This window comes from Brevibacillus sp. LEMMJ03 (assembly GCF_007197875.1).
In the GTDB taxonomy this organism is placed as follows: Bacteria; Bacillota; Bacilli; order Brevibacillales; family Brevibacillaceae; genus Brevibacillus; species Brevibacillus thermoruber.
On record NZ_VKJN01000002.1, the window covers coordinates 1 to 17626 of the forward strand.

21 protein-coding genes and 1 riboswitch are annotated in these 17626 nt (G+C 62.2%); of the genes, 3 read left to right on the top strand and 18 right to left on the bottom strand.

Annotation, left to right across the window (positions count from 1 at the left end; all coding sequences use genetic code 11):
• Together FOI68_RS23245 and FOI68_RS02635 are read left to right on the top strand one after the other, a co-directional pair.
• A partial coding sequence (locus FOI68_RS23245; protein ID WP_185973855.1) for a coiled-coil domain-containing protein occupies positions 1–1047 on the top strand: 1047 nt, incomplete at its 5' end.
• Positions 1048–1383: 336 nt separating this feature from the next.
• Positions 1384–1770 (top strand): M67 family metallopeptidase, encoded by a 387-nt coding sequence (locus FOI68_RS02635; RefSeq protein ID WP_143862247.1) that lies wholly within the window; start codon positions 1384–1386, stop codon positions 1768–1770.
• A gap of 105 nt (positions 1771–1875) precedes the next feature.
• Here FOI68_RS02635 and FOI68_RS23250 read toward each other — a convergent pair whose 3' ends face one another.
• Genes FOI68_RS23250 through FOI68_RS02655 form a run of 5 tightly spaced genes read right to left on the bottom strand, consistent with a single transcriptional unit; the run spans position 1876 to position 5478 of the window.
• Positions 1876–2031 (bottom strand): hypothetical protein, encoded by a 156-nt coding sequence (locus FOI68_RS23250; RefSeq protein WP_162836711.1) that lies wholly within the window; start codon positions 2029–2031, stop codon positions 1876–1878.
• A gap of 13 nt (positions 2032–2044) precedes the next feature.
• Complete coding sequence (locus FOI68_RS02640; protein WP_029097560.1) at positions 2045–2341, bottom strand: ferredoxin family protein; 297 nt, start codon at positions 2339–2341, stop codon at positions 2045–2047.
• Positions 2341–3636: an FAD-dependent oxidoreductase gene (locus tag FOI68_RS02645; protein ID WP_143862248.1), complete on the bottom strand. Its 1296-nt coding sequence runs from the start codon at positions 3634–3636 to the stop codon at positions 2341–2343. Before FOI68_RS02645 ends, FOI68_RS02640 begins: the two co-directional genes overlap by 1 nt.
• On the bottom strand, positions 3620–4651 hold the full coding sequence (locus tag FOI68_RS02650) for an electron transfer flavoprotein subunit alpha/FixB family protein (RefSeq protein ID WP_143862249.1): 1032 nt from the start codon (positions 4649–4651) through the stop codon (positions 3620–3622). Before FOI68_RS02650 ends, FOI68_RS02645 begins: the two co-directional genes overlap by 17 nt.
• Entirely contained in the window at positions 4648–5478 is an 831-nt protein-coding gene (locus FOI68_RS02655; protein ID WP_029097563.1) for an electron transfer flavoprotein subunit beta/FixA family protein, read from the bottom strand. The genes FOI68_RS02650 and FOI68_RS02655 overlap by 4 nt, the downstream gene beginning before the upstream one ends.
• A 321-nt stretch (positions 5479–5799) precedes the next feature.
• Positions 5800–5917: riboswitch (glycine riboswitch) on the top strand.
• A gap of 150 nt (positions 5918–6067) precedes the next feature.
• On the opposite strand from FOI68_RS02655, the gene FOI68_RS02660 reads away from it, so the two are divergent.
• Positions 6068–7432 carry an alanine/glycine:cation symporter family protein gene (locus tag FOI68_RS02660; protein WP_143862250.1) on the top strand — a complete coding sequence of 455 codons (1365 nt, stop codon included), beginning with the start codon at positions 6068–6070 and terminating at the stop codon, positions 7430–7432.
• A 31-nt stretch (positions 7433–7463) separates the two neighbouring features.
• On the opposite strand, the gene FOI68_RS02665 is transcribed toward FOI68_RS02660, so the two are convergent.
• From FOI68_RS02665 to cysK, 13 genes are all read right to left on the bottom strand, one after another.
• On the bottom strand, positions 7464–7937 hold the full coding sequence (locus tag FOI68_RS02665; RefSeq protein WP_044897517.1) for a methylated-DNA--[protein]-cysteine S-methyltransferase: 474 nt from the start codon (positions 7935–7937) through the stop codon (positions 7464–7466).
• A complete protein-coding gene (locus tag FOI68_RS02670; protein WP_143862251.1) occupies positions 7928–8494 on the bottom strand; it encodes a bifunctional transcriptional activator/DNA repair enzyme AdaA in 567 nt (188 codons plus the stop codon). The genes FOI68_RS02665 and FOI68_RS02670 overlap by 10 nt, the downstream gene beginning before the upstream one ends.
• 177 nt (positions 8495–8671) lie before the next feature.
• Positions 8672–8932, bottom strand: coding sequence for an HPr family phosphocarrier protein (locus FOI68_RS02675; protein WP_035300376.1), 261 nt, complete (start codon positions 8930–8932; stop codon positions 8672–8674).
• Between the two features lie 33 nt (positions 8933–8965).
• Complete coding sequence (locus FOI68_RS02680; protein WP_044897514.1) at positions 8966–9694, bottom strand: KDGP aldolase; 729 nt, start codon at positions 9692–9694, stop codon at positions 8966–8968.
• A gap of 10 nt (positions 9695–9704) precedes the next feature.
• Entirely contained in the window at positions 9705–10811 is a 1107-nt protein-coding gene (locus tag FOI68_RS02685) for a DgaE family pyridoxal phosphate-dependent ammonia lyase (protein WP_143862252.1), read from the bottom strand.
• A gap of 43 nt (positions 10812–10854) precedes the next feature.
• Positions 10855–11505, bottom strand: a complete 651-nt coding sequence (locus FOI68_RS02690; RefSeq protein ID WP_029097570.1) for a DUF4310 family protein — start codon at positions 11503–11505, stop codon at positions 10855–10857.
• The gene (locus FOI68_RS02695; RefSeq protein WP_029097571.1) at positions 11505–12293 is read right to left on the bottom strand and encodes a DUF4311 domain-containing protein; all 789 of its coding nucleotides are present in this window, start codon (positions 12291–12293) and stop codon (positions 11505–11507) included. Before FOI68_RS02695 ends, FOI68_RS02690 begins: the two co-directional genes overlap by 1 nt.
• Positions 12294–12314: 21 nt before the next feature.
• The gene (locus FOI68_RS02700; protein WP_029097572.1) at positions 12315–12653 is read right to left on the bottom strand and encodes a DUF4312 family protein; all 339 of its coding nucleotides are present in this window, start codon (positions 12651–12653) and stop codon (positions 12315–12317) included.
• Between the two features lie 3 nt (positions 12654–12656).
• Entirely contained in the window at positions 12657–13019 is a 363-nt protein-coding gene (locus tag FOI68_RS02705; protein ID WP_029097573.1) for a glycine-rich SFCGS family protein, read from the bottom strand.
• A gap of 21 nt (positions 13020–13040) precedes the next feature.
• A complete protein-coding gene (locus tag FOI68_RS02710; protein WP_029097574.1) occupies positions 13041–13412 on the bottom strand; it encodes a hypothetical protein in 372 nt (123 codons plus the stop codon).
• A complete protein-coding gene (locus tag FOI68_RS02715) occupies positions 13403–14539 on the bottom strand; it encodes an amidohydrolase/deacetylase family metallohydrolase (RefSeq protein WP_143862253.1) in 1137 nt (378 codons plus the stop codon). Before FOI68_RS02715 ends, FOI68_RS02710 begins: the two co-directional genes overlap by 10 nt.
• Positions 14499–16472, bottom strand: coding sequence for a BglG family transcription antiterminator (locus FOI68_RS02720; protein WP_255433334.1), 1974 nt, complete (start codon positions 16470–16472; stop codon positions 14499–14501). The genes FOI68_RS02715 and FOI68_RS02720 overlap by 41 nt, the downstream gene beginning before the upstream one ends.
• 205 nt (positions 16473–16677) lie before the next feature.
• Positions 16678–17595: a cysteine synthase A gene (gene cysK / locus FOI68_RS02725; protein WP_143862255.1), complete on the bottom strand. Its 918-nt coding sequence runs from the start codon at positions 17593–17595 to the stop codon at positions 16678–16680.
• Positions 17596–17626 lie beyond the last annotated feature (31 nt).

The window sequence follows — 17626 nt, forward strand, 5'->3', positions numbered from 1 at the left end:
GAAGAGACCATCGCCAGCCATCAAGCCAGAGAAGCCGAATGGAATGAGACGCTGCTGCAGGTGAACCAGCAATTGGAAGCTTACCGGAATGCAAACGAACTCTCCGAAGCCCTATCCCAACAGCTTGAGGCCTACAAGCAAAAAGAAGCAGAATGGAATGCCGCGCTTGAAGAACTGCGGCAGCAGCTTGAATCTTCCCGGCAAAACGAGGAAGCGCTGACGCACTTGCTTCACCAGCGCGACGAAATCATCGCCCGCCATCAAACCCAAGAGGCGGAATGGAGCGACACCCTGGAAAAGCTGAACCAGCAGGTGAAGGCGTATCAACAAAAAGAAGCCGAGCAGACACAACTTCTCAGGCAGCAGGAAGAGACCATCGCCAGCCATCAAGCCAGAGAAGCCGAATGGAATGAGACGCTGCTGCAGGTGAACCAGCAATTGGAAGATTACCGGGATGCAAACGAACTCTCCGAAGCCCTATCCCAACAGCTTGAGGCCTACAAGCAAAAAGAAGCAGAATGGAATGCCGCGCTTGAAGAACTGCGGCAGCAGCTTGAATCTTCCCGGCGAAACGAGGAAGCGCTGACGCACTTGCTTCACCAGCGCGACGAAATCATCGCCCGCCATCAGGCCGATGAATCAGAATGGCAGCAGCAGATCGATGAATTGCAGCAAAAACTGATGCACGTATCGAATCAATTGGAGCGGGATGAAAAATACCAGCAGCAGCTCATGGAGAAGGAAGAAGCCATCTCCCGCTTGCAGGCGCAGGAAGCGGAATGGCAGCAGGAACTCCGGGAGTTGAAGCAGACCGTCAAAGAATTGCAGGAAAAAGAAGAAAAATACCGGCAGGCCATCCACGATTACCAGTCACGCGAATCGCGAAACAAAAAGGGGATGGAATCCCCCGCCAATACCCAGCAACAGCATCGGGCCGCAAGCGGCATGCCGGTGTTGAGACTGCCGTCCAGCAGCGCCCACGCCTCTTTTCTCAAACCGCACAACACGCCCGGATTCACCGCCTTTAATCCCTTTAAAAACGCGTAACCACGCTGCCAGACCGCCCGTCTTCCCCCCGACTGCACCCCGATGTGCAACCGCCGTTCCCTTCGTTTCCGGCGACGAATAAAACATAGTATACGTCGCAAAGAAAGGAAGGGATTTCCATGACACCGGATCAGATCCGCGCACTCTACAGACAACGGCAAACGAGGCCGGTTCAAACGCACCCCCATGTACCCAGCTACGGTCAGCCGCACGTTTCCCATCCAGGACATCCCGGGTGGAGCAAATCGCACATCGTCAAATCATTGCCGCAGGGAAAATCAGGCGGATGCTGCGGGAGGCGTTTCAAGCCGTAATCCTGCAGAGATCGTACTGTCGATGGCCGGACATGTGTGGCGCGAGATGGTCGTCCACTGCACAGCCGAACAGCCCTATGAAGCATGCGGGCTGTTGTCGGGAAGATGCGGACGCGCAGAGACCATCTGGAAGATGGAGAACGCCGATAGAAGCCCCTTTTCGTTTTCCATGAAGGAGGAGCAGATACGCAAGGCCTTTCTTCAAATGGAACAGAGAGGGGAACGCTTAGTTGCCATCTACCACTCTCATCCGGCCGCACCCGCCTATCCGTCGCCGCACGATATTGAACACGCCTATTATCCGGAGGCCGCCTATCTGGTCCTGTCCCTTGCCGGACAACAGCCGGTTCTGGGCTGTTTTCGCATCCATGGCAGACAGGTGACGCCGCTCAGGTGCATCCTCTATTGAGTGACGTTGGTCCTGATCGACCGGGCATGTCCCATCTCTTCACAGTCGCGAATCGGTACATGGAAAGAGAAAGAAGCGGGAGCGCTGACTCCCGCTTTTTTGTCGTTACGAAAACGGTTCCGCTTTCGTGAGCACGTCCGCTTTTTCCCAACTGACGAAGGTGTCCTCCCAGATCACCTGGTACCATTCCCCGTTCACCGCGATGACGATCCCTCTGGCCCCGTCGCGGGCGTAGACAACGCGTTCCCCCGGCTTAAACATGCTCCACCGTCCATTACCCCAGTCTGAAGATGATGCCGTGACCGCCCTTCGGGTATTCCCATCTGATGTTTTCGTACGGACAGCCGATCCGGCAGCTTCCGCACTCGTGACATCCCTCGTATCCCACATGCATGCGCACCTCTTCCCACTTGTACACTTCGGCCGGGCAAAAAATCGTGCACAGCTTGTCGGGACACTTGGTGGCACAGACGTCCGCATCCAGCACGTGCAGGTGCGACTTGGTGTCCGCCTTGAAGCGGACGAGGTACTGCTTTTCCTCGATCGATTGGCCTTTGGGCAGCTCTTTCATCACTTCATCACCCTCCATGCCTGCATCAGATCGCGGGCCATCTTCCATTTCTCCCTGGCCGTACCCAGGTCGCGCCAGATTTTCTTCTGCTTCTCCCACTTGGAACTGCCGTCCACGGTAAACATCTGGCTGGCCGCCCGGTTTATCATGGAGATGTACCGTTCGAAATACTGCGGAGAACGTTCGAAGTGATGCGTGGCGTCCTGGTACTTTTTCAGGTCCTGGCCGACGAAGCTGTCCAACAGCTTTTTGCGGTACGTATCCAGCGTCTTCTCCGAATAGTCTCCCGCCTCTTTCGCCTCCAGGATCGCTTCCGCCGCCAGCACACCCGAGGTCATCGCCATGTTGGAACCCTCGCGGTGGATCGCATTGACCAATTGGGCCGCGTCCCCTACCACCACCACGCCGTTTCCGACGATCTTGGGCATGGAGCGGTAGCCGCCCTCCGGGATGAGATGGGCCAGGTACTCCTGCTGCTCGCTGCCCTGGATGTAGGGGCGGATCATCGGGTGGTTTTTGACGTAGTCCAGCAGCGCGTGGGGCTTGAGCTTATGCTTGATCAGACCGGACAGCATCGCTCCCACGCCGATGTTGAGGCTGTCCTTGTTGGTGTACAGCCAGGCGGTGCCGAGAATGCCTTTGGTCGAGTCGCCGAAGATTTCGATGGTACAGCCCTGATCCCCTTCCAGGTTAAAGCGGTCCTCGATGATCCTGCGGTCCAGCTTGAGCACTTCCATGACGGCGAGGGCCACTTCGTCGGGCCGGAACTCCTTGTGGAAGCCGAGCGACTTGGCCAACAGCGAATTCACGCCGTCGGCCAGCACCACCACGTCGGCGAACACCTCCCCGTCCGGCCGGTCGGTGCGGACCCCCACCACGTTGCCGTTTTCCACGATGCACTCCAGCACGACCGTCTCGTTTACCAGCAGGGCCCCCTGCTGCACCGCCTTGTCGGCAAACCACTGGTCAAACTTGGCGCGCAGCACGGTAAAGTTGTTGTACGGCTCCTCGGCCCACTCCAGCCCCTTGTAGCTGAACGTCAGCGCCGATTGTTCGTCCAGCATCATGAACCGCTGCTCCACGATCGGCCGCTCCACCGGCGCTTCCTTGTAAAAGCCGGGGATGATGTCCTCCATCATTTTGCGGTAGAGCACCCCGCCCATGACGTTCTTGGAGCCGGGATATTCGCCCCGCTCCAGGAGCAGGACGCTGACGCCGGCCTTCGCCAGCGTGTAGGCGCACGCCGTGCCCGCCGGTCCGGCACCGACCACGATTGCGTCAAACTTTTCCGCCATACTGCACCTCCTTGTCCGATTCCGCCTGGAGCGCCTCGATCAAGAGCGGGACGATTTCAAACGCGTCGCCGACGAGGCCGTAGTGGCACGCCTGAAAGATCGGCGCGTCCGGGTCCTTGTTGATTGCGATGATCAGCCCGGAGTTCTGCATCCCGACCAGGTGCTGGATCGCGCCGGAAATGCCGATGGCAAAGTAGAGTTTCGGCGTCACCGTCACCCCGGTCTGCCCCACCTGATGCTGGTGGTCGATCCATCCCGCCTCGACGGCGTCCCGGCTGGCCCCGACCGTCGCGCCGATCGCCTCGGCGAAGCGGTGGATCAGTTGAAAGCCCTCCTTGCTGCCCATCCCCTTGCCCCCGGCGACGATGATGTCCGCCTCGTCCAGCCGCACTTTTTTGCTGGTTTCGCGGACGATTTTCAGCACTTTGGTGCGGATGTCTTCCTCCCGCAGGTGAATCCGCTCCTCCACGATCTGGCCGGAGCGGTTGGGATCGGGCGGCAGCGCTTTCATTACCTTGGGCCGGACGGTGGCCATCTGCGGCCGGTGCTTTTTGCACAGGATGGTCGCCATGATGTTGCCGCCGAACGCCGGACGGCTGGCTTCCAGCAGACCCGTCTCCTGATCCACGTCAAGCAGGGTGGTATCGGCGGTCAGCCCCGTCTCCAGATCGGTCGCCACGGCGCTGGCCAAATCCTTGCCGGTCGACGTGGCCCCGTAGAGCAGGATTTCCGGCTTGTGCTTCTGCACGCATGCGATCACGGCACGCATGTAGGACTCGGTCCGGTAGTCGCGAAAGATCGGGTCGTCGTAGAGATAGACGACGTCCGCCCCGTACTGGAAGGCGTCCGCCGCCAGTTCGCGCACCTGGTCGCCGATCAGCACGCCGGAAAGGGGCACGCCCCGCTTGTCGGCCAGCTTCCGCCCCGCGCCCAAAAGCTCCAGCGACACCGGTGCGATCCGGCCGTCCTGCTGTTCCAAAAACACCCAGACGCCGCGGTATTCCGCCAGGTTCATGCCCGTCCCTCCTTCGCCCGAAACAGTTCCTTCTTCTCCGCCAGGATTTCCATCAGCCGGTTCACCTGCTCGCGCGCGCTCCCCTGCAGCTTTTCGCCTCCCTTGGGCTTCTCCGGCGGCCACACCTTGGCGACGATCGTGGGCGAGCCTTTCAGCCCCAGCAGGCTCCGATCCACGTCCTCCAGGTCGTTGACGGACCAGATGACGGGCTGGTAGCGGGCGGCGCGCAGCATGTTGGGCAGCGGAGAGTACGGCACCTCGTTGATCTCCTTTTCCACGGAAAACAGACAGGGCAGCGTGGACTGGATCACTTCGTACCCGTCCTCCAGCTTGCGGTGGACGATGGCGTATCCCTGCTCCTTGTTGATCTCCACCACCTTTTTCACGCTGGTCAGTGGCGGCATGTCGAGCCGTCTGGCGATGCCCGGCCCCACCTGCCCGGTGTCGCCGTCGATCGTCATCTTGCCGCAGATGATCAGATCGATCGGCTTCTCCCTGGCGATTTTTTCCAGCGCCTTGGTCAGCGCATAGCTGGTGGCCAGCGTGTCCGCCCCGGCGAACGCCCGGTCGGTAATCATGTAGCCCTCGTCCGCCCCGATCTCGATGCACTTGCGAATCGCCTTGACGGCCGGCGGCGGCCCCATCGTCAGCACGGAAACGGTGCCGCCGTAGCGCTGCTTCAGCCGGACCGCCTCTTCCACGGCGTGGGCGTCATACGGGTTGAGAATCGCCGGAGCACTGGAGCGGTCCATCGTGTTGGTCTTCGGGTTCATCTTGATGATCTTCGTGTCCGGCACCTGCTTGATACAGGCGACGATATGCAGCATGCACAAATCCCCCCTCGCTGCCAGGTGCGGTTGGCATCGGAGTCCCGCACGGGTTGTCTCTTTTTTGGCGCTTCTCGGGCAGCGTGTTGTTCATGGTTATAACGTATTGCGGGGAGACGTCACTTAGACCTGGGAATGGGGGACACGGACGAAACATTTACACCGGATTGACAAAAGTTCAATTCAGCTATATATTTTTTCTGTCAAACAGCATATGTGATCGGATGAACCATTCAGGAAAAGATTGGAAACGATCTACCGACGGGGCAAGGGAGCTCATCCCGAAACTCTCAGGTCTTGGCAACAAGTGAAACTGAATGGGGACGAACCTCTGGAGAGACCCCCCTTTCCGCATCGGCGAGGGGCACGGGCACCGAAGGAGCAAATTCGCGCGGCGTACGCGAATGAATCTCTCAGGTAAAAGGACAGAGCGGACGACACTCACAAGACGACCGGAATGGCGGTTTGGCCGTGTGGATCCAAAGGCCCCCCATGAACGGGCCGTTTTGCGTCCATGCCCGCTCCAGAAACATTTCATCCGCGATGAAATGTTTTTTTCTTTTGTATGCACAAACAAGGAGGAACCAACATGGACAAGCTGATGCAGTGGCTGGATGTGATCAACGGCTACGTATGGGGACTGCCCACACTGGTGCTATTGGTGGGTACGGGCGTGATGCTGACGGTGAGGCTCAGGGGGCTGCAGTTCCGCAAGCTGTGGTATGCCTTGAGGCTGGCCTTTGGCCGGCAGGAGAGCGGCTCCGCCGGGGATATCAACCACTTTCAGGCGCTGATGACGGCGATGGCCGCCACCATCGGGATGGGCAACATCGCCGGCGTCGCCACCGCCATCGCCACAGGGGGCCCCGGCGCCCTCTTCTGGATGTGGGTCACCGCCCTGTTCGGCATGGCCACCAAGTATGCCGAAGCCATTTTGGCGGTCACATACCGGATTCGCGAAGCGGACGGCCGGTATTCCGGCGGCCCGATGTACTACCTCGAACGGGGGTTGAAGCAAAAATGGCTGGCCGTGCTCTTTGCCTTGTTTGGCACGCTGGCTTCGTTCGGGATCGGAAACATGGTGCAGGCCCACTCGGTGGCGGAAGCGCTGCAGTTGAACTTCGCCGTTCCCCCGCTCGCGACCGGCGCGGTGCTGGCGCTGTTCACCGCTTTCGTGGTGCTGGGCGGCGTGCAAAAGATCGGCCAGGTGACCAGTGTTCTCGTGCCGTTCATGGCCCTGTTTTACATCGCCGCCGGCCTTTGCGTCGTCCTGTTCCACCTGGACCGGGTGCCGCAGGCCGTATCCATCATTCTCGACGGGGCCTTCAACGGAACGGCGGCCACGGGCGGCTTTTTGGGGGCCACGGTGGCGATGGCGATTCAAAAAGGGGTGGCCCGCGGCGTCTTCTCCAATGAGGCGGGGCTGGGCAGCGCCCCGATCGCGGCCGCTGCCGCCAAGACCGACATGCCGGCCAAACAGGCGCTGGTCTCGATGACCGGCACCTTTCTCGACACCATCGTCGTCTGTACGATTACCGGTCTGGCCCTGGTGACGACCGGCGCGTGGGAAACGGGCAAATCGGGAGTGGAGGCGACGACCTACGCGTTCCAGACCGTATTTGGTCCGGCCGGCAGCTACGTGCTGGCCGTCGCCGTGATCCTGTTTGCCTACTCCACTATTCTCGGCTGGGCCTACTACGGCGAAAAGTGCTTTGAATACCTGGCGGGCAAAGGTTCCGGCCGCTGCTACCGCCTCGTCTGGGTGGCGATGGTGGGCGTCGGCGCGACGCTGAAGCTGGACCTCGTCTGGACGCTGTCCGACATCATGAACGGGCTGATGGCCGTCCCCAACCTGATCGGCCTGATCGGCCTCTCCGGCGTCGTCGTGGCGGAAACCCGGCGCTTTTTGGAACAGGAAGCGTCCGGCACCGCAAAACGAAAGCTGGCTGGCTGACTCGCTCCGCCCGTTGCGTCATGGACCTCGTTCACGAAAGAAACGAGCCGGTTACCCGCCGCTCGTGGTCGAGCAGCCATTCCTTGCGCCACAGCTCCCAGGCGTAGCCGCGGAGGCTGCCGTCGCTGCCGATGATGCGGTGGCAGGGGATGACGATGGCAAAGCGGTTTTGCCCATTGGCGCTGCCCACCGCCCTGACCGCTCCGGCCCGGCCCAGGCTGGCGGCAATGTCCCGGTAGACAGCCGTCCTTCCAAACGGAACCGTCTCGACCCGGCTCCACACCTGCCGCTGGAACGGCGTGCCGGTTCGTTTCAGCGGCACCTGAAACGCCGTTCGCTTTCCCTGGAAATACTCCTCCAACTGGCGAAGACAGATGTGAACGGCGTCGGCTGCCGTATCTGCCGCCTCCTCGGCGCGCGCGACGAAGCGGATGGAGGTCACCTCGTCGCGATCCCCCCTCACCTCCAGCAGTCCGATGGGGGAAGCGAAGTACCCTACGGCCATTCCTGTTCATTCCTTTCCGCACACGTGCGATATTGCGTCGGGGTTTGCTTTGTCTGTTTGTGAAACACGTGGGCAAAGTATGCCCCGGTCCGAAATCCCACCTGCATGGCCACCTCGGCGATGCTCAGCCGCGTATCCGCCAACAGCCTTTTGGCCGCCTCGATCCGCGTGTGGACGAGATACTGCGCCGGGGAGCAGTTCATGAGGCGGGTGAAGCACCGCTGCAGGTAATACGGGCTGACGTGCAGGCGCGAGGCGATTTCCCCCAGCGTCAGCGGCTCGGGAAAACAGTCGGCGATCAACTGCTTGACGCGCAGTGCGAGCTCCTCGTCGGGAGAGCGCCAATCCGCCCTGTGCGGCTGGCAGCGCTTGCAGGGGCGCAGGCCGGCGTGCAGCGCTTCGTCCGCGCTGGCGAAGATGCGGACGTGCTCCCGTTTGGGCGTCCGCGACTTGCACGAGGGCTTGCAAAAGATGCCCGTGGTCAGCACGCCGTAGAAAAAGCGGCCGTCACAGGACGGGTCGCACTCGACGATGGCCCGCCATTGTTCATCGTTCATCGCGCCTACCTCCTTCTCCGCGCATCTACCGACAGTATAACCTCGTCCGGCGCGGCACGGTAGGTGCGGGAAATGAGAGCGCAAGATTGCGAAAAAAGCCTCCCCGTTTCACACGGGAAGGCTTTTCGCACAGGTCAGGCCGTTTTCGGGTTCCGTTTGAATACGGTACGGGGGACCCTACTCGGCTGCCGTCGTCAGCAGCTTTTCCAGCGCCTCCAGCGCCTGCTGCTCGTCAGGTCCGTCAGCGGTCAGGGTCACCTGCTCACCCTGGGCAACGGTCAGCGACATGATGCTGATGATGCTTTTTCCGTTTGCCGTCTTTCCGTCTTTGCGCAAACCGATGTCACTGGCAAAAACGGAAGCCGTCCGGACGAATGCGGACGCGGGACGGGCATGCAGTCCCTGGGGAAGGTTGACGATCACTTGTTTTTCCATCATCGATGAATCCACTCCTATCTCTCTTTGCAGGCGTTACACGTGCGGCAGGGCGGCGATCAGCTCTTTCACCTGGTCCGTCCTGGTCAGCCCGGTCGCCTTGTCGACGATGGAGGTATAGATGTGCGGAATCACTTGTTGGACCCCCTCCTCCAGGCAGGTTTCCACCACACGCCGGATGGAGGATGCGTCGATGCCTCCGGTCGGTTCGAACACGGACAATCCGCAGCGGACCGCCGCGCGGGCCATCGCCCTCAGTTCGTCGAGGCGTTCGCATCCGTTCACCGGGTAAAATTTGACCGAATGCACGCCGATCTCCGCCAGCATCGCCGCAGCCGCCTCGCAGGAGACGGTCTCCTGCCAGGTTCCGCTCACGGGGCCGGTCGAGACGATGACCCGCCCGGGTGTGCCGCTGGGGGCGATCAGCGCGTTGACGAGTGTGTGGCCGCTCCCCGCCTGCTGCAGGCGGCCCAGCGTGTAGCCGGCGGCGGGAAACACCTGGTTGACGTGGGCCGGTTTTGTCCGGGCGGCCACCTCGGCCACCTTTTTCCACTGAGTCGGATCGCCGGCCCCCAATCCCACGGAGACGGGCACGTCGGCGCGCTGGAACGATTCCACGGCGGCAGCGGCGGCGTCCGCGTCAGGATACGCTTTTACCATCACGCCGATCAGCACCCGGCCGTCGGCTGCTTCGACGATCTCCCTGGCGTTTTCCACGTGTTTGGCGAGGACGTTGAGTCGGATGGTTGGCTTGTTCGTTGACACGGTTGCTCCCTCACTTCCTGTTGGTCCAAATCTCCCGGAGGCGGGCGGCGATGATCGCCTCCTGTCCGGGGCGCAGCGGTCTCGGGTCAAAGGCGATCACGCCGGTGTTGGCGTAGTGGTTGCGGGTGAAAATGGCCGGGTCGCCCGCTTCCAGGAGGCGAATCAGCTCCTGGGCCGTCATCCCTGCCGTCCGCTCGTCCACCTTTACCTGGGCGCGGTAGATGGCGCGCCCCGCTTCGTCCTGCACCACGGCGGCATGAAGCCCGGGCAGTTCGTTGATCGCCGCGACGAGCCGTTCGACCAGCCGAAGCTGCTCCCCGGCGTCGCCGCTGGCCGATTCGTACCGCTCAAGTGCAGCCAGCAGGCCGACGATCGCCTCCTTGCCCACCTTCATCGCCCGGCCGATGCCTTTGTACTGGGCGCGGCAGGCTTCCATCAGCTCGGCTTTGCCGCAGACAAACCCGGAGGTGGGACCGCCGATCGCCTTCCCGCCGCTGTAAATGACCGCATCCGCTCCCTTGGCGATGTACAGCCGGAGGTCTTCTTCAGCGGCGGCGTCCACGATGACGGGCAGTCCGTACTCCCTGCCCAGGGCGATCATCGTCTCCAGCGGCTGCATCCCTTTCTGCACGGCGTGGTGAGACTTCACGTACAGGAGCGCCGCCGTGCGGTCGCCGATCGCTTCGCGCAGGTGCGCTTCTTCCACATGGTTGGCATGGCCCGCTTCCACCACCTTCCCGCCGCCGAGGGCGATCATCTGCCGGACGGATGCCCCGAAGTGCACGGCATGCCCTTTTTGGATCACGATCTGGTTGCGCAGCCCCTCCGAGTCCGGAAGCTGTTCGATCAGGCGCAGGCTGCGGCCGGCGATGACGGCGGCGACGGCAATGGCGATGCCTGCGGCCGCGCCGGATGTCGGACACCCGTCCTCCGCTCCCGTCGCGTCGGCGATTTTTCGGCCGGCCGCTTTCATCAGCTCGGCGATTTCCACGTAGTCCATGGCCGCCTCGCCCATCGCCTGGGCGACGGAGGGATGGACGGCGCTGGCTCCGAGCGCCGTCATTTTGCCGCTGGCGTTGATCACCTGTTTAAGTCCGTATGATTGGTAGATGCCCATTTGGTTGTGGCACCCTCCTTCCCGGTGTGTTGTGCCCCAGGCGTCACTGCGGCGGGATGGGGAACATGGCTCCCAGAATCATCGCGCCGATGATCGCCCCGCCGGCAATCGGTTTTTTGAAGTAGTAGAAGACGGCTGCCCCGATGGTGGCACCGATGCCAACCGGAATGGACGCCATGATGGCAGAGATGACGATCAGCGGACCGAGATAGCGTCCGGCTGCGTTGCCCGCCCCCATCATCACGTCGGCGCCAAACGTGGACTGGGCCGCGTTGATCGTAAACGTGCGGATCAGGATGATCACCGCGCCGATGATCAGTCCCAGCAGCGCTCCCGTCGCCAGTGCCAGCGGGAACGAGAGCAGCGGGGCCGTCATGCCCGCACTGAGCATCAGCGCCGGAACGCCGATGCCGATGCCCGTCTGCAGCGATCCGCCAATGTCCAGGATGCCGACCAGCGGCCCTTCCAGGACGCGGGCGAACAGGAAGCTGGCGCCAAACGCAGCAGCCGCTCCGTACCCGCCGCCTTTTATCCCCGCTTCCAGCATGGCGACGATGGCGATGTCGTTGAAAGCTCCCACGTGATACACATAATACAGATGAGTCCCGGCAAAAATCCCGGAAGACAGGCACGCGACAAAGAGCGGAAACGCCCATTCCGAATACCAGAAGCCTTTTGCCTGACGTTCGTTCATCACTTTTTCACCACCGATCCAAACATCTCATGCAGATCAATCAACCACTGCGGAACCTCCACCTGGATGCTCTTCAACAGCGCCACGTCAAACGCGCGGAAGAACCCGCTCAGGATAAACAGCAGCACCACGGCCGTCACCAGGGTTTTGGTAATCCGGTTCCATCCGCTGTCGTCCAACCCTTTTCCGATCAGGATGCCGAGCACAATGCCCGGTACGGCGTTGCCCATGACCAGGTGGGAAAACCCGCCGAGGACGGTGCCCCAGACGCCGGTTCGCTTGCCCGCGTCCATCGCGGCCATCCAGAAGACGATCGGCATGATCGGATTGATCAGCCAGTTGGCGGCCGGAACCAGGACTTTCGTCGCCACGAGCTGCATCGACTGGGGAATGGCCGTCGCCGTGGAGTTGAGCAGCGTCACGACGACCGCGCCGACGGCCGCCCCGACGATCGCCATTTTTTTCGGGTCGTGCAGCGTCTCTTCCACGTTTTTGTTTTTCCACAGCAAAAGGGCGGCCGCCCAGTTGGGCAAAATCCGGTGGTCCACATCCTGGGTCAGCGCGCCAGCCCCGACCACGGACGCCCAGGCGTTGAAGAAGAAGCCCAATCCGAACGAAAAGTGGGAGATCGGGTCGCCGGCGCAGGCGTTCAGTTCGCCAAAGGTGCGAAACGCCCCCATTCCCTGCACGTTCGGCGCGTGAAACATCCGGGCCGCCCCCGCCCCCACGCCGAAGCCAACCAGCGCGCCGATCACCATCGATTTCAACGCAATCATCCATGTCACCATGAACGTTCCCCCTGTTTCTTTCTATCGCTGACCGAGCAGCTGCTTCACGCCGGTCGGCTGCTCGCTTTGCTGCCGGAACGGGATCTCCTGCAGCCGAACCAGTCCCAGCCGGACGCTTACGTCTGCGGTAATCTCGTATCGCGTGCGGGTGCGCGGGAAAAAGAGGCCGAACAGCCGCTCCCGGTACGACGTCTCCGTCGCGGACACCACCTCGACGGCGAGCGGCTCGATCCGCACCACCAGATCGGACGTCTCCCGCGCGATCGCGTGCTTGATCTGGGCGAAAATCTTGTTGAACGCCCCTTCCTTGGTCTCCGCGCTCCCCGTCAGTCTCAGCGTGCGAGTCACTTCCGTGTACATGCGCTACCTCCCCGCCAGTTTGATGAATTCTTCGGTCATCCGTCTGCCCAGCTCTTCCGTGTCCATAAACCCGAATCCGATCACCTTGCTGCCGTTTCGAAGCGCGGTAATGCCCGCTTCCACGGACCTGAGCCCGTATTCGACCGGGTAGCCGTACTTCGTCTTCGCGGTCAGCGCCCCTGCGCCGCCGCTGCCGCAAAACGACAGGCCGAAATCGGCGTTTTCCCGGTACATCACGTCCCCCACCTTCATGTCCGCGCCGACGCCGGGAATCAGGATCGCCAAGCCTCCCGCCGCTTCCACGCCTTTGGCCACGTTGTGTCCCTTGCCCAGCCGGTCGCCAATCACCACTTTTACCTTTGCCATTCGCATACCCTCCTCCATGTTCTACGGTTGTTCCTGCTGCAGCGCCCGTGCCGCTTCAAAATGGACGGCCATCAAAAACACTTCCGCATCCCCGGCCTCCCGTTCCGATCCGGCGGCGGCGAGCACGCGTCCGGCGAGATGCAGCATCTCGGGAGGGATCTCCGCATACAGCTCCTTCTCCACGGGCGGCAGCGTTTCTCCGCTCCGCATCCGCCGCAGAAATCCCAGCATGTGCACGCCCATCGCCAGCCACCTGTCCCGGGGGACCGTTAATCCCAAACGGGTCGTCTCGGCAAGGGCTGCCGTCATCAGGTTATTTAATTCAGAAACTTCAGATAAATTCGCATCCAACTGTTTGGCCACTTCTTGCACAATCGCGTTGATCATCTGCATGTCAGTACCTTTCCTGCTTTAATCGTCAGCTTGGCTGTGACCGACTCCTCCGCCGTGAGCTGCTCTCGTTCCGAGTCTGTCAGGACGACGGGGACGTTCGTCAGCTCCAGCAGGCTCAGATCGGCCACCGCACCCGGTCGCAGCGTCCCGATTTCATCCGTCATCCGCAAAACGGCGGCAGGCGCTGCCGTACAGGCGGCGATCACCTCCTCCAGCGAAAAGCCGAGCGCCACAAACTTCGTCATCGTGGTCGTCAGGCTGTGCACCGGTCCCGCCGCGTTCTGCCGGTAAATGTCGGTGCTGATCGTATGCGGCGCCAGGCCGAGCGCCCGCGCCTGCCGCATGGTGCGGAAGCTGAAGCTGGACGTGCCATGCCCCACGTCAAACAGCACGCCGCGCGCCAGCGCCTTTTCCGCTTCCGGAATCAGCCGGCCCCGGTCGTCCAGGATGCCGCCCGTTTTTCCGTGAAACGCGTGGGTCACCACGTCGCCGGCATCCAGCTCGCGCAAAATCTCCGGCAGGGCCGGCGGCGCGTTGCCGATGTGCACCATCAGCGGACAGCCCGCTTCCCGGGCCGCTTCCTTGGCGACGAGCAGCGGCTTGATGCCGTTTTCCCTGACGACCGACGCACTCATTCTCGCCTTGATGCCGCGGATCAGCGGCTGCTCCCGGATGAGCGCTACCGCTTCCCGAGGCGTGAGCCGGTCCATGTCCGCCAGCTCGGACAGCCCGCCGCACAATCCTTCCCCGGCGATGTTGAGAAACGCGAGCACGCGGGTCTCGGCCGGTTTGACGGCTTCGTCCAGGAAGGCTGCGAACGTGCGGGCACCGGCGCTGCCCGCGTCCACCAGCGTGGTCACGCCCTGTTCGACCCCTACGCGGTCCGCCTCGATGCCGAGCGGCGTCCGCCTCGGAAACACGTGGGCATGCAGGTCGATCAGTCCCGGGGTCACGATGGTTCCCGAGGCATCCAGCGTCTGCCTGGCGCCGCCGATTTCCGCCGGCAGCCGTCCCGGCTCCGCCAGCGCCGCGATCCTCCCGCCGCTGATCGCAATGTCGTACCGTCCGTTGATGGACTGGGAGGGATCAATCACCCACCCGCCCTGTATGAGCAAATCCGTTGTCACTCTCTGTCACCCCTTTCCCCGAAAAATATCGCATGATTGCCGTAATCTCGCTCTCCGGCACCGCAAGCCCGGCTTTTTCCACGAGGGTCTTCAGCGTTTTGCGCCATGCGGCGTAGTCTTCGCCCTCCGGCTCCGCTTCCGCCTGCCACTCCACGTAGGTGGAGCCGAACGTCAAGCGGTTGACCATCAGCAGGATGTGGAGCATAAGACCGCCTGCCGCCTGTTCGGTCAAGTGTTCGCGAAACGCCGCCATAATCGCTTGGCTCAGCTCGAATCCCTTGCAAATCACGTCCTGCGACAGCCGCTCCACCACCGGCAGGTCACGCTCGTGGAGGTCGGCGCAGAGATCGCTTCGCCACTGTCCTCCGCCTCCTCGGGACGCGGCCGAGTCGACCGGCGGGTGTGCGGTGATCGTTTGCAGACAGCTTTGAATCTTTTCGAGATCGTGCCGGGTGGGCAGGGCGTTGACGACGACGACCGGCACGTCCGCCTTTACCGGCAGAACGCTGACGATCAGGTCCACTTTGCGGCTGGCCAGGTACTTCTCCACCTCCAGGCTGCCGCACAGGCCGACGACGCGCAGCCCTTTCAGTTCCGCCTCCAACTGGGTTTTCAGGAAGCGGGACGTGCCCCGTCCGGTACCGCAAACGACCAGCGCGTTCACCTTTTTCTGCTCCATCCAGCGGTCCCAGGCGGCCTGAAAGTGCAGCACGATATAGGCGATGTCCGCGTCGAGAAGACAGATGCCGCTCGGCCACAACACGTCCTGGCAGGCCCGCTTGACCGCGGCGAACATCCGCGGGTACGAGCGGCAGATCTCGCCGGTCAAGGGATTGGGGTACAGCACCCCCTGCAGGTAGCGCATGATCCTGTCGTTCAGGTGGGCAAACAGGTGCTCGCGCAGCTCGGGATCGTCGGCAAACGGCACCTGCATCGCCTGGCTGACCGCTTCCGTCAGCCGGATGGTGACGTCGTAGATGTCGGGGGCCGGTCTGCCGCCGCCCACAGGCGTCAGGGGGTAATCCGCCCCCAGCAGGGGAAGGCAGCCGTACGCCAGCTCGTCGGGAGTGACCGCCAGTCCCAAGGCAGCAAACAGCCGGTTGGCCGTCTGCGCGAACAAGGGGTAGCCTCTCCACCCTTGCGCGGTTTGGACGGTTGTTTCATCGGCAGGCAGGACTCTCCCCTTGCGCACCCGGTGCACGAGAATGCACAGCCGGATGTGCAGGCTGATCAGCGTCCGGTCCGTCACGGCAAACGACAGCTGCGCCATCAGCTCTCGCACCGCCTGATCGATCAGGCGGATCTCCTCTTCGCCGAGCAGCCGCTGTTCCACGAGGGGGCCGGCTTCATCGGCTGCAGCGGAGTCCGTCGCACCGCCCTGCACCCGCCGCACCAGCCGGAACATCTCGTCACCTTCCGAGAGATCGTGCAGGAGACATTCCAGGGCAAAGCGCACCGACCGCTCTTCTCCGAAAATTCTGACTCCGTAGCGCGGCCTGCTGATCAGCTCCAGTCCCCATCCTGCGAGAAAACTCTCTGCTTCCCTGAGGTCGGATACCACCGTATTGCGGCTGACCGCCATCCGGTCCGCCAGATCGTTCAGCCGCACGTACCCGTCGGCGAGCAGCAGCATGAGCGCCAGGTGTTTGGCCCGTTCCTTCTGATGCAGGATCAGGTCGCTCCGCCCCCATCCCTCCAGGTGGCGGCGCAGGTCGGCCCGCTTTTCCTCGTTTTCGCTGATCCAGATGCCCTTGTTCGGCTGGGAATGCAGGGTGACGTGGCGCTCCTTCAGCCACGTGCGGATTGCTTCCAGATCGTACTTGATCGTCCGCTCGCTGACGCGAAAATCGCGGGCCGCTTCCCGGATTTTCATCGGCCGCGAGCTGTCCAGCAGCACTTTCAGCAACGCGCGGGAACGCGAGGTCAACTGCACCTTTCCTCCCCCTTCCCGTCGAATCTTGTCAGCGTTGGTTGAGTTCATTATAAGAAACCGTTTTCTTGGGGTAAAGCACGATTCTTTTCCCCATCAGATCGTGCAATTTTTGCAAGATTCCGTCGAACAAACGCGAAAAACCCCCTTGAACCCGTCAAGGAGGCCGTCCCTGACAGGACGGCCTCCTCACACGTGTCCCTTCGCCTTATTCAAAAATGTTCATGCTCAGATACCGTTCGCCCGTATCCGGCGCGATGCAGGCCACCCGCTTGCCGGAACCGAGCCGTTTGGCAACGGCAATCGCGGCAAAGACGGCGGCTCCGGCGGACGGTCCCACCAGGATCCCCTCTTTGGCGGCCAGCTTTCTCATCGTCTCCAGCGCCTCTTCATCGGCGATCTGCACGATCTCGTCGTAGATGCTCGTGTTCAGGATGGGCGGGATGAACCCCGGACTGGTCCCGACCAGCTTGTGCGGTCCCGGCTTGCCGCCGGACAGGACGGGCGACCCTTTGGGCTCCACCACGGCGATGTAGAGATCGGGGAGCTTCTGCCGCAAGGTTTCCCCCGTCCCCGTAATCGTCCCGCCCGTTCCCGCGGTGGCGACAAAGGCATCCAAACGCCCGTCCATCTGTTCGAGGATTTCCACGGCCGTCGTCGTCCGGTGGATGTCCGGATTTGCCTTGTTTTCAAACTGCTGCGGAATGAAACTGCCCGGAATCTCCTTTTGCAGCTCCAGCGCCTTGGCGATCGCCCCCGGCATGCGCTGCTCGCTCGGCGTCAGCACCACCTCGGCGCCGTACGCCTTCAGCAGGTTGATCCGCTCCTTGGACATGTTGTCCGGCATGACCAGAATCGCCCGGTACCCTTTGGCGGCGGCGTTCATCGCCAGGCCGATCCCCGTGTTGCCGCTCGTCGGCTCGATGATCGTGTCCCCCGGCCGAATCAGGCCTTCCGCCTCCGCGGCGGCGATCATGTTGTACGCCGCGCGGTCCTTGACGCTTCCGGACGGGTTGAACTTCTCCAGCTTGACGTACACCTCGGCCGCGCCGTCCGGCACAATGCGGTTGAGGCGGACCATCGGCGTGTTTCCGATCAGTTCGGTAATCGATTGATAGACGCTCATACAGACCTCCCGCTCCCTCGTTGTCGCACTC